The 12,772-nt window shown below is 43.2% G+C and carries 12 protein-coding genes; 1 reads left to right on the forward strand and 11 read right to left on the reverse strand.

The window, feature by feature from the left end:
* Positions 1-201 precede the first annotated feature (201 nt).
* From AC5RDS_RS06490 to trmD, 4 genes are all read right to left on the reverse strand, one after another.
* Complete coding sequence (locus AC5RDS_RS06490; RefSeq protein WP_118104479.1) at positions 202-1,347, reverse strand: glycoside hydrolase family 76 protein; 1,146 nt, start codon at positions 1,345-1,347, stop codon at positions 202-204.
* A 101-nt stretch (positions 1,348-1,448) separates the two neighbouring features.
* Positions 1,449-2,384: a ribonuclease Z gene (locus AC5RDS_RS06495; RefSeq protein ID WP_195328715.1), complete on the reverse strand. Its 936-nt coding sequence runs from the start codon at positions 2,382-2,384 to the stop codon at positions 1,449-1,451.
* A gap of 95 nt (positions 2,385-2,479) precedes the next feature.
* Positions 2,480-4,324 (reverse strand): 30S ribosomal protein S1, encoded by a 1,845-nt coding sequence (gene rpsA / locus AC5RDS_RS06500; protein WP_204901948.1) that lies wholly within the window; start codon positions 4,322-4,324, stop codon positions 2,480-2,482.
* 126 nt (positions 4,325-4,450) lie between these two features.
* Positions 4,451-5,140: a tRNA (guanosine(37)-N1)-methyltransferase TrmD gene (trmD, locus tag AC5RDS_RS06505; RefSeq protein ID WP_195305713.1), complete on the reverse strand. Its 690-nt coding sequence runs from the start codon at positions 5,138-5,140 to the stop codon at positions 4,451-4,453.
* A 174-nt stretch (positions 5,141-5,314) separates the two neighbouring features.
* On the opposite strand from trmD, the gene AC5RDS_RS06510 reads away from it, so the two are divergent.
* Positions 5,315-6,247 (forward strand): DUF4595 domain-containing protein, encoded by a 933-nt coding sequence (locus AC5RDS_RS06510; RefSeq protein WP_229041834.1) that lies wholly within the window; start codon positions 5,315-5,317, stop codon positions 6,245-6,247.
* Positions 6,248-6,330: 83 nt separating this feature from the next.
* On the opposite strand, the gene AC5RDS_RS06515 is transcribed toward AC5RDS_RS06510, so the two are convergent.
* From AC5RDS_RS06515 to AC5RDS_RS06545, 7 genes are all read right to left on the reverse strand, one after another.
* Positions 6,331-8,493 (reverse strand): S9 family peptidase, encoded by a 2,163-nt coding sequence (locus AC5RDS_RS06515; RefSeq protein WP_237983048.1) that lies wholly within the window; start codon positions 8,491-8,493, stop codon positions 6,331-6,333.
* A 72-nt stretch (positions 8,494-8,565) separates the two neighbouring features.
* On the reverse strand, positions 8,566-9,363 hold the full coding sequence (locus tag AC5RDS_RS06520) for an amidohydrolase (RefSeq protein ID WP_013610775.1): 798 nt from the start codon (positions 9,361-9,363) through the stop codon (positions 8,566-8,568).
* Positions 9,360-9,998, reverse strand: a complete 639-nt coding sequence (gene udk / locus AC5RDS_RS06525) for a uridine kinase (RefSeq protein WP_118104488.1) — start codon at positions 9,996-9,998, stop codon at positions 9,360-9,362. The genes AC5RDS_RS06520 and udk overlap by 4 nt, the downstream gene beginning before the upstream one ends.
* A 19-nt stretch (positions 9,999-10,017) precedes the next feature.
* The gene (locus AC5RDS_RS06530) at positions 10,018-10,800 is read right to left on the reverse strand and encodes a M15 family metallopeptidase (protein WP_229041836.1); all 783 of its coding nucleotides are present in this window, start codon (positions 10,798-10,800) and stop codon (positions 10,018-10,020) included.
* Positions 10,790-11,338, reverse strand: a complete 549-nt coding sequence (locus AC5RDS_RS06535; RefSeq protein ID WP_013610772.1) for a 1-acyl-sn-glycerol-3-phosphate acyltransferase — start codon at positions 11,336-11,338, stop codon at positions 10,790-10,792. The genes AC5RDS_RS06530 and AC5RDS_RS06535 overlap by 11 nt, the downstream gene beginning before the upstream one ends.
* Before the next feature lie 109 nt (positions 11,339-11,447).
* Positions 11,448-12,455, reverse strand: coding sequence for a WG repeat-containing protein (locus AC5RDS_RS06540; RefSeq protein WP_195305715.1), 1,008 nt, complete (start codon positions 12,453-12,455; stop codon positions 11,448-11,450).
* A gap of 48 nt (positions 12,456-12,503) precedes the next feature.
* A partial coding sequence (locus AC5RDS_RS06545) for a hypothetical protein (protein WP_494222265.1) occupies positions 12,504-12,772 on the reverse strand: 269 nt, incomplete at its 5' end.

Below are 12,772 nucleotides of genomic sequence, written 5' to 3' on the forward strand. Positions count from 1 at the left end.
CAAGGAGGTTTATACGCAAACCATGCTGATGGCAAGGCATCAGAAAATAGCTAAACTCTTTGACGAAGAATTTTGGGGTACGCAATGACGAAGTCAGGAAAAATATCCCTGCCCGGGTATTCCCAGTCCTTAAAAAAATGAACCTCCGTCCGGATCGGTACCGACAACGAAGGTTCACTATTATTCATTCAAATTTACAGATCACCAGTCAAGCTGAGCCGCTTCCGAATACATTTCTACCATACAGGCATTATTCAGCAACCATTTGTGTTCGTCTTTGTGATTACCCGACCAATCTCCATTCAACAGTCCATGTTCATCCCGGGTCTCTTTCCAGGCATAATCTGTATTTTCCATCATCGCCTTTACATATACCGGATTTTTATCCACTTCATACAAAGCTTTTAATCCCCGGAACAGGATCACATTGAACCAAGGCGAACTGGTATAAAACATCGCTTCTCCCCCCTGAACAGGCTGCATTTTCCGAAAATATCCGTGAGCTCCTTTTGCCGTCACCTGAGCATCTTTCAAATAGGTGCTGTCACCGGTCGCCTGGAACAATAACACGCCGGCCTGAATCATTTGCCCGCTATTATAGGTATATTTCTGCTTAGCTATATTCCCTTCCAGATTAATATTATCCCAATACACACCATCCGAGGGATCACATAAATTTTCTTTGGTCCATCGATAAGTCTTCTTGGCCAGATCGAGATAATCAGGATCGGAAGTCAGGTTATACAATTTCATACATAAGACCGTAGCAGGTGCATTCGAACAAGTGTTCTTAGACAATTTCTTCTGTTCACACCAATAAATCCCTCCTCCTAATACTTCATCCCAGCCGCTGTAAATATACCGGTGTAGCTCTTTCGCTCTTTCCAAAACCGCCGGATCTTTCGTCAAAGCATAATAATCACAAAGGTCGATAGCCAACCAGTCATTATCATCATAATAACGGTCACTATACCCGAATTGCATCGGATAAGACTGGTAACAATAGGGTTCCCGTTTACCGTCCCAATATTTCTCCAACCCAGGTAGTATACGATTTTCCAACAATTGTTTATACTTTTCATCTCCTGTAGTCTTATACAGCGAAACACAACCGGATACCATACCGGAATACGGCCAAAGATAAGAGACTCTTTGATTGGTTTTCTGCTGTGTCTCATCGGCCAGATAGGTCGCTCGTTCGTTTTCTTTCGGAGGATAATTCTCCAGCAATAACCCATATTCTTTCACTTCATAAAGAGCCAGCACCTGATTCAATAACGAATCGGCACGTACAACATTAATATTCACCTTCGAATTTTGTTCAGAGGTACAGGCCACACAACACATCCATGCCCCTAACAGAAATAAAGCACATGTTCTTATTCAAAAAATATTTTCAGATTATTAATTCAGCGCAAATATATCACACTTTCTCCGGGTATCGATCATCAGCTTCTTCTTTTTACAGCAGGCACTTCAAAAAAATCTCCGTCAGAACACAAAAAAGTGTTGGGAAAGACTTCCCGTGCTTCAGCCAAAAGTTCCGAGCATTCTGTATAACGGGCCGAAAAATGACCCAATAATAATTTTCCGACTCCGGCTAACTCAGCAATACGGGCTGCTTGCCCCGTAGTGCTGTGATAACTTTCTTTCGCTAAAACAGCATCAGCATTCATATAGGTCGCTTCGTGATAAAGTAAATCCACCCCCCTGACATAATCGGCAAAACGCTCCCGAAACAGGGTATCTGTCATATAAGCGAAGGAACGGGCCGGTGGCGGCGCTACCGTCAAAAGTTCGTTAGCCACAATCTCTCCCTCCGGAGTTATAAAATCTTCCCCCCGTTTCAGGTATTGCATAAACGCTATCGGTACGTTCCAGGCCGCAGTCCGATCTTTCAGGATAGTCCTTTCGCGTTCTTTTTCCCGGAAAAGAAACCCACTAACGGGTGTGTCATAATGATGTTTCAACGGGAAAGCCGTCACAGTAACCACGTTATCTTCATAAATCACCTCTTCGCGGCGGGATAAGGCATGAAAAAACAAAGGAAAAGTGAAACGGCTATGCAAGATTTTCATCTGGCACCCGAACAGTTCCTGTAAACGCGGCTCTGCATAAATGTGCATTTCTCCCCGTCTGCCTTGTAAAGAAAGAGTGGATAAAAAACCGATCAATCCAAAAAAATGATCTCCATGGAGATGAGAAATAAAGATGTGATTGATCTTATTATAAGGCACATGAAAACGCCTGAGCTGATGTTGGGTAGCTTCGGCACAATCGATAAGAAAATACCGCCCAAGTACATGAAGTACCTGAGCGGCAGAGTTTCTATTGGAAGTAGGAATGGATGACCCGCTTCCCAATATCGTTAATTCAAACTTCATTTCCGATCTGCAATTTCAGGTTGAGATTTCGTTTGCAAGTTACGAAGACTTTTCCAAATGCATCTCATCTGAAATCCAGAATCTGAAATCTGAGATTAATCTTTGTTCTCTTCTTTAGCAGCAGCTGCATCGGCAGTCATCTGTTCTTTCAAAGCAGCTAACTCGGTGATATCTCCCAAAGTGGTTTTTTCCAATTTTTCTTTCACCTGTTTAACCGCTTTTTTAGTAGATTTCTCTTCAGCGTTCTTCTTTGCTTTCTCTTCTGATTTCTGAGCATCTTCGAATACACGTGAATGAGAAACGATGATCCGTTTAGCGGCCTTGTTGAATTCGATCACTTTGAATTCCAATTTTTCATCCACTTTAGCCTGACTTCCGTCTTCTTTCACTAAGTGGCGGGGAGTAGCGAATCCTTCAACACCATAAGGTAATGCAACTACAGCACCCTTATCGAAAATTTCGGTAATCGTACCTTCGTGTACGGAATCAACGGTGAAGATCGTTTCGAATACATCCCATGGGTTTTCTTCCAATTGTTTGTGACCTAAGCTCAAGCGACGGTTTTCTTTATCGATTTCCAATACAACGACTTCAATCGGAGCACCGATCTGAGTAAATTCTGCCGGATGTTTTACTTTCTTCGTCCAGGACAGATCGGAGATATGAATCAATCCGTCAACCCCTTCTTCGATTTCTACAAATACACCGAAGTTCGTGAAGTTGCGTACAATAGCGGTATGTTTGGTACCTACACCGTACTTCTCTTCAATATTTTGCCATGGATCGGACTTCAGCTGTTTGATACCCAAAGACATTTTCCGTTCGTCACGGTCCAGGGTCAATACAACTGCTTCTACTTCATCTCCCACTTTCATGAAATCCTGAGCAGAACGCAGGTGCTGAGACCATGACATTTCAGAAACGTGGATCAGTCCTTCAACCCCCGGAGCAATTTCGACAAATGCACCGTAATCAGCCATAACCACTACTTTACCTTTTACAGTATCCCCTACTTTCAGGTCAGCACTCAGAGCATCCCAAGGATGTGGAGTCAATTGTTTCAGACCTAAAGCGATACGTTTCTTCTCATCATCGAAGTCCAGAATAACCACGTTCAGTTTCTGATCGAGCGTCACAATTTCGTTCGGATGATTTACACGGCCCCATGACAGGTCGGTGATGTGGATCAATCCGTCTACGCCACCGAGGTCGATGAATACACCGTAAGAAGTGATATTTTTAACAGTTCCTTCAAGTACCTGTCCTTTTTCCAGTTTAGAAATAATGTCTTTCTTCTGCTGTTCGAGTTCAGCTTCGATAAGAGCTTTGTGTGATACAACAACGTTTTTGAATTCCTGGTTGATTTTAACCACTTTGAATTCCATTGTTTTACCGACATATACATCGTAATCACGGATCGGTTTAACGTCGATCTGAGAGCCCGGTAAGAAGGCTTCGATACCGAATACGTCAACGATCATACCGCCCTTGGTACGACATTTAACAAAACCTTTGATGATTTCGTCTTTTTCCAACGCTTCGTTCACACGATCCCAGCTGCGCAGAGCACGAGCCTGTTTGTGTGAAAGGGTCAACTGACCTTTTTTGTCTTCCTGAGTTTCTACATAAACTTCTACTTTATCTCCCACTTTCAGTTCCGGATTGTAACGGAATTCGTTCAATGAGATGATACCGTCAGATTTGTAGCCGATGTTCACCACAACCTCTCTTTTGTTCATAGAGATTACGGTTCCTTCAACAACTTCTTTCTCTCCTACTTTAGAAAGAGTTTCTGCGTATTTTTGAGTTAACGCATCTTTTTCGGATGCCGGTACCACGGCGTCGTTTTCATAGGCATCCCAATCAAAATTTTCTTCCGGCTCAGCGGTTGTTACCGGAGCTACTTTCTTTGCGGCTTTTTCTGCAGCTTCCACCTGCATCTCTTTTTGTTCTTCTGACATAAATTTAATTGTTTCCTATCTAATGAGTTAGACATTATTTTGAATACGGCCGCAAAGGTAAGAATAATAATCTGTTTTACAATTAATTATTTTATAAAAAAACGATCAAAAATCTCCTTGCTCCCCGAGTAAATCAGGACGCAATGTTTTCGTCCGTTCATAAGCGACCTTCTCCTGCCATTCCCGTATTTTAGCATGATTACCGGACAGCAGGATATCAGGAACCCGCCAACCGTTGAATTCCGCAGGACGAGTATATACAGGAGGCGCTAACAGATCATCCTGAAAAGAATCGCTCAAAGCCGAACTCTCATCGTTCATCGCCCCGGGAATCAGCCTTACGATCGCATCCGTCATAATGCAGGCAGGCAATTCTCCTCCCGTCAGGACATAATCCCCCACCGATATTTCCCTGGTTACGAGATAATCCCGTATACGCTGGTCGATCCCTTTATAGTGACCGCACAAAATCATGATGTTCTCCTTCAAAGACAATTCGTTCGCCATTTTCTGATTAAAGGTCGGAGCATCCGGAGCTGTATAGATAATCTCATCATACTGCCTCTGTGAAGTCAGCTCGTTAATACAATCGAATACCGGTTGAATCATCATCACCAACCCCGCTTCTCCCCCGAAAGGGTAATCGTCTACCTTCCGGAACTTATCTTTCGACCAATCCCGGATATTGTGAATATGAATCTCTACAATTCCCTTATCCTGCGCCCGCTTGATAATCGAATGGTTCAACGGACTCATCAGTAATTCAGGCACCACACTTAATATATCGATACGCATAACTTCTTTTATGATGGATTTAAATTGCAAAGTTAGATATAAAAAGTGAAAATCAGAGTGTATCCGATTTTTTTGACCGAACCTATTTATATAAAAAAATTTATGAATTGGATTTTTCAATGGGCTTAATTAATTTTGCAAACCGATTATTTATAATTTTTTAATAAAAAACAAATGAAAAAATTATTATGGGGAACAGCACTCATGGTAGTGTGCTTATTTTCAGCTTGTAACGATGATGATGATGACAAAATCCCACAAGGGCCGGCAATCACATACGCCGGAAAGTTACCTTCCCGTATCGGGGATTACACTTTCGTGTACGATGATAACAATCGTTGCACTCAAGTTAAAAAAAATTCTTACGTGTATGGCGAGATCGATTATGACAAGGGAGTTGTGATTATGGATGATGAAGAAGCCAAAGTGTCGTTTAACAGTGACGGATACGTCACAGGCATCAGCGCATCCTGGAATTATAATGAGGATGGTTACAGCTATAAAGGTAGCGGTAAGATTTCATTTTCATACAACGGAAACGGTCAGTTAGTATCTTATACAGAATCTTCCAGCGAGAGTGGGAAAGAGGATGGGGAAAGCTTTTCTTCTCAAGGAAGCTACAAGGCGACTTACACCTGGAAAGATGGAAACCTGATCAAGGTGGTTACCAAGGAAGAAAGTACAGAAGATGGAGAAAAATATGAATACGGTTCTACTTGTACAATCGAGTATGGGGAAGAGAAGAATGAACTGGGACAATATACTTTGGGACAGGCAAAGGTCCTTGATATGGAGGATGCCGATGTTTTTGCGTTAGTCGGTATGCTAGGGAAGGCATCGGCTTATTTCCCGGTTTCGTATACGGAGGAATATTACGAGAAAGATTCGGAACAAAATTACGAAAACGAATATAGCGAAAACATGACATACGTTTTAAATACGGATAAAACCATTAAAACGGAATATATCAATGGCTCTCCGTACTCTTATTCCTATGTTGCAATTGATAATGATAGTGATAATCTCAAAGTACGGTCTTTACTCCCTTCTGATAAAAAGAATTTGAACTTACGCTCATTCTTTATCCGTCATCACGGAAGAAAATAAAATTTCTTAAAAACGAGGCTATCCCATTGAAGGACAACTTCAAAATCGGATAGCCTCATCCTTTCTGATTACAATTCTCCTTTTTATTTCAAATAATCCTCAAAATAATCGGTCACCTTTTGCATCAGGTGAATCCGGTCTTTTCCCATAACGTTGTGCTCGGCACAGGGATAGGGAAAGTAGTCTACCTGTATATTATTTTTAATACATTCCCGGATAAAGCTCAGGCTATGTTCCCAAACCACCGTATTATCGATAGCTCCCTGACAGATCAGTAATTTTCCCTTGAGATCCCTGGCTTTATGAATGAGGCTTACCTTTGCATATCCTTCCGGATTGGTATGGGGGGAATCCATGTAACGTTCGCCGTACATCACTTCGTACCATTTCCAATCGATCACCGGACCACCGGCAACAGCCACTTTAAATACGTCGGGATGATTGGTAAGCAGGGAAATCGTCATAAAACCACCGTAACTCCATCCATGCACACCGATCCGGTCGGCATCGACATATGGTAAAGATTTCAGCAACTTAATTCCTTCCATCTGATCGGCCATTTCAGCCTGACCACATTGTCCGTGAATCGCTTTTTCAAATTCAGCCCCCTGATTCGAAGTACCCCGGTTATCCATGACAAAAACCACATAACCGTGTTGTGCCATATACATTTCCCAACGACGCATTTCTGCCTGCCAGGTATTCTTTACCATCTGTGAATGCGGCCCCCCATAAACATAAACGATAACCGGATATTTCCGGGAAGCATCGAAATTCATGGGTTTGATCAGACGATAATAATTATTGAACTTACCATCGGCACTCTTTACCGTACCCAACGTAATCTCACCGAAATTATAATCTTTGGTAGGATCTTCCGCCTTCAACAATTCTTTCACTTTTTTCCCGTCATTTTGTACCAGCAGAATCACACGAGGCACTTTCAGACTACTATAATTGTCTACAAAATACTTCATATCGCCACTCATCGTCACTTTATGCCAACCTTCGGCCTGTGTCAAACGGGTTTTCTTTCCGCTTTTCACTTCCACCCTGAACAAATGATTATCGACAGGACTTACTTCAGCCGAAGTATAATACACAAACTTATCATCCTGCCCCACCATTTCGACATCGGCATTCACATCGGTCAGCCTTTTCAACACTTTTCCGGTTGCAGCCTCACACAGATAAAGACTAAAATAGCCATCCCGGTTATTCGTCCGGTAAATAAACCGGGATGGATCGTTTTTCAAAAACACGATCGGGGTCAAAGGTTCTATATAGCGCTCGTTCTGCTCTTCGAGTAAGGTCTTCACAAATTCACCGGTTTTGGCACTGTATTGATTCAATTTCATGTGTTTCTGAGCCCTGTCGAGTACCTGCACATAAATATAATCGGAAGCCGGACTCCAGGCTATGTTCGTCAGGTATTGTTCCCGCCCGAAGTCATCTACGTCTAAAAAAACGGTCTTACCCGAAGCAACCTGATAAACCCCCAAACTGATTTGCTCGGATTTCATTCCTGCCATAGGATATTTGATCTCCCGCAAAGTCCCCATCCTGGAATTGATATCCAGCAAAGGGAAGGTTCCTACCTGACTTTCGTCCTTGCGATAGAAAGCAAGTTGTTTGCCATCCGGAGACCAGAAAATGCCTCCGTTGATCCCGAATTCATTCCGGCTCACCGTTTGTCCGTTGACTATATTCGGATCTTTATCGGAAGTAACGGCAAATTCATTCCCGTTAGCATCTACATAATATAAATTGTTAGCCTTCGTATAAGCCAGTAATTCCTGTCCGTTAGAGGTCACATTCTGTGCTCCTTTGGCAATAGGAAAAACATACGCCAGCACTTTTTTATCGGTATCGATCTCATATCTTTTTCCCTGGCGCATAATCACCAGGGTACGGCCATCTTTCCATTCATATTGGGGCCATCCCTTCAAATCCGCCTCCAGCAAACGATTCAGTTCAGCTAATGTCATCAATACTTCGGGTTTTTCTTTTCCGGCCACCTCACCCATCAGGTTCGTCCCTTCCGGATAAGTCAGTACGTTCCGGTCTCCCTGCCATTGAACATACAAATTCTTCGGATAAAGCTGATACCCAAGTACCGCTTCCTCCATAGTCAATACCTTACCGCCATCGGTTTGTGGCCGATCTGTCCGGTCTTCCGACAAATTCCCGGCAGTCAGATTCATTATTGTTCCAACTCCCATGAATGTCATTAATATACTTTTCATTTTATATCGATTAAAATTATAACAAACGTTTGAATAAAGGTGCACAAAGATAACAAAAACTCCGTTTTAGCCTCATTTCTCCCGGAAAAGAAAGTCATCCCGGTCGTCCAATACCGGAAATTTTTTTCTGAATTGCCTCAATTTCTCTATATCCAGTTCCACCCGGATAATGGCTTCATTTCCGGGAGAGGTACTTCCGACCTCCCTCCCCCGGGCATCGGCGACCATCGAATCACCGGAATAGGTCAAACCGTTATCATCTTCTCCGACACAATTGACGCCAGCAACAAAAGCCTGATTTTCAATCGCTCTGGCTTTCAGCAATGTTTTCCAGACTTCGCGGCGCGATTCCGGCCAATTCGCCACGAAAACAGCCAGATCATAATTTTGTGTGTTCCTGCACCAAACCGGGAAGCGCAAATCATAACAAATAAAAGCAGCTATCTTTACTCCCCGAAATTCGAAAGTCAACTGCCGGTCTCCGGGAGTAAAATGCTCGTTCTCCCCGCCCATTCTGAAACAATGCCGTTTGTCATAATACCGGCAATTTCCCTCAGGAAAAGCAGCAATCAAGCGATTATAATATTTTCCATTTTCCCGGTAAACCGTCGATCCCATTACCAAAGCATGCTGACGTTTCGCCCAAGCCAGCATCTTTTCTTCTACGACAGGATATGCATTTGCGACAGATTCCTTAGCGGCAAATGCCACCTCTGCCGACTTCTTTATCATCATACAGCCCGAAGTGAACATCTCAGGGAGTAGAATTACATCGCAATCCTCACACTCCGCCATTTTTTTGTCAAAATTCTGTAAATTCTCCTGCAGCTCTCCCCAGGCCAAAGGGGATTGTACCAATGCTATTTTCATCTCCTATCCCTTTCCGACTCGTGGTGAATCAATGAATTAATATTATGAATCAACATACTGACCGCAACAGAATTGAACCCTCCTTCCGGGATAATAATATCGGCATAACGTTTCGAAGGTTCGACGAACTCATCGTGCATCGGTTTTACCGTACAAAAATATTGGGTCAATACCGACTCTATACTACGCCCTCGTTCCTGCACATCCCGTAACAAACGGCGTCCTAAGCGCACATCGGGATCGGTATCTACATATACTTTCACGTCCATCAATTCGCGTAAAGTCCGGTTTTCCAGAATAAGGATTCCATCGATAATAATCACCTGTGCCGGCTCGACTTTGACGGTCTTATCCGTACGGTTATGATTGACAAAAGAATAAACGGGCCGGAAAACAGATCGTCCTTTTTTCAGTTTAATGATATCTTCAATCATCATATCGGTATCGAAAGCACCGGGATGATCGTAATTCAGCTTTGTTCGTTCTTCGAAAGACAAATCGTCATGTGCTTTATAATAATAATCATGACAAAGCGTGATGACACTTTCTCCTTCAAACGCCTCTTGCAACTTTTTTACCAAAGTAGATTTCCCCGATGCCGTACCTCCGGCAACACCGATGATCGTCGTATTCATTCAATCAGATTTATATAAACTATTCTATCACTTTCAGCCGCTCCCTCGCTTCTGCCCTCGACATTAGATTAAAATGCCACCATTCGCTGGGAAGAACCCGGAATCCCGCATCGGTCATCACTTTACGCAATAACCTCCGGTTGTGCAAATGAGGTAAAATAATCCGCCCTTGCTTCACCATCGCCTCCTCCCGGTCAGGCCTCGCCTCCTCCCCGAAATAATCGAACTCACTTCCCATCGGCAAAACATGTCCTAAAGAATCGACCAAAGTCAGATCGACAGCAGCACCGTAATTATGCAATCCACCACCATTCCGGGGATTACTGACATACACCCGGTTTTCAGTCCCTTTGACCAAATCCCACATTTCTTGCTGCACCTTCATCGGACGGGCTGCATCATATACGAGCAGACTCAATTCCGGCCTCAGAAGTTTCAACTTTCGCTGGGCTTCTGCTAAACGCCCGGCGGCCTCCGGTAACAGAAATGCTTTCCGGATATCCCGATACAGCACCTTTCCGGCAAAATTATCGGATGTAGCATACACCAAATGTACAGCAATCGTAGGATCGACCTCCCCGATATCCACCAATCCTAATTGGCGCATCCTCCGTTCGGTTCCGGAATCTTCTTTTTGTCCGGTGGTATCCGCAACGACACGCTCAACGGTAATTTTCGGTACTTCTTCAGTCAGAACAGGCTTCTGCCTCTTTTCTTGGTTACCGCAACCTCCTCCGGCACTTCCAAGAAAAATACATACGCTTCCGAAAAAAACTATTCTCCGGAGCGTACTAATTACCATTAGAAAAATTCTCCGGATACTTTGGATTAGCATCGTGGTAAGTACTCATAATATAGGCTAAATCAGCATCCACATCCTCCGTCGGATAAAACAAAGGCCCCACTTCACAATATTTTCCTTTATAATCGATGCGGCCCAAATAAACCGGAACGCCTGCCGCTTTCGCAATAACCAAAAAACCCTTCTTCCATTTCTTCCGCTTTTTACGGCTTCCTTCAGGGGTGATACACAAATACATCGAATCGCGTTGTTTAAACTCGGTAATCATCTGCTCTACCAACTGACTATCTTTATTACCGCGATCCACCGGTATCACATTCAATGCCCGCAGAATCATCCCGAGCGGAAAAAAGAAGAATTCCTTCTTCATCAAAATAAAAGCCGGAATACCCTGACTCAAAAAAGCCAGTTCTCCCCAGAAGAAATCCCAATTCGAAGTATGAGGAACAGATATAATCACCGCTTTTTTCTCTGCAGGCAATTCACCTTTGTATTTCCAGCCGGCCAGCCACATAATAAATCTTGCCAGATATTTCATAAGTATACACTTTTTGTCGGTCCAATCCTATTTACCAATTCGCGTCAAATTTACAAAATAAATTCATTCTCTGGCAAAGATTTATCCTGTTTAGCAGCCTTGAAAAAGTTTATCTGTTATAATTCAAGGTTATCCGGTAAAGTCCATCCTCTATAGAGCATAGATAGAGATCATCCGACAAGGCCTCGATATCACTATAAAGAGCCTCTGTAATCCGTTTACCTTCTGCATCCATCAGTCCATACCGGTTTCCTTTGGGATTCCAAACCGAATAAGAAAAATAGCGGCTTCGGTTCATCCTTTCTTCTCCATTATCGAAATATTCTCCAGTAGAATAATACAGGGGAAGGATAGCATCATATACAAAAGGCCGGACCACCGTTTTTCCATCTTTTCCGATCACTTGTTGCTTGCCCCCCTGAATACAGACTATCCCTTCGGGTACTATTTTCAGCCAATCGTATTCCACTGGCATAAGGATTTGTAACGAATCACCCAAAACCCCCCACCGATCTCCTTTTTGAAGTATCCGAAGTCCTTCTTCGGGCATATAAATATAATCGTATTGAGGTGCAACTTTCCATTGTCCATTGCGATCGATCAAACCACATTGCCGGGCATTGTCGAAGACGGCACAATAGCCTCCTTTAAACAGATAATCCATCTCCTGACTACCGACCGGATAGCTCCAGGTCGGCGGGATAACTGTCCGTCCTTGCCGGTCGATAAAACCGATCTTCCCTCCCGACATCACAGCCGCCAATCCTTCCGAAAACACCCAGGCCCGTTCATATTGTGCGGGAATCACCACTTCGCCGGTATAACAATTCAGATATCCCCTTTTCCCCTTCCGGCAAAACACAGCTAAAGAATCGGCCTTATCACCGGTCACCAGCCACTCTAAACGATCCAAAATCACCTGTTGCGTAGCCCGGTTTTTCACCCTCTTTTTCCCATTCGAAAATTCTTCATACACATACTTATCACTCAATACCTTATTGTCAGCAAGATAAGTATGCCGTTCCACACTTTTAATATAAGCTGTTCCTAGAACAATCATGATCCCCAATAAAGAGAAGGCAATCACAGCAACGATAACTTTCCAAAAAATTTTCATACTATTATTTTTTAATTCGACTTTAAGATTTACTTTTATCTATATCTATTAGATATTATTTTTCCCAAAATCTATCATCTGTTCAAATAATAGTAGGTCTATTTTTTTTCTTTCTATTCCGATTCCGGTTTTTATACCGTCAGACCGGTTCGCCAGGACCGGTCCGCTAAGGCTTTCCTTCACTGACCGGCGGAACTCGCTTCGCTCAGACACCACCGGTCGGGCGTTCGGAAAACCTAACCGGACACTCGTTCCTGCTCCAATGGTCTTCCGCCATAAAACCCTGCATCTCACGTTAACACGACCTGGCAAAGGAA

It is taken from the genome of Odoribacter sp., from assembly GCF_985060555.1.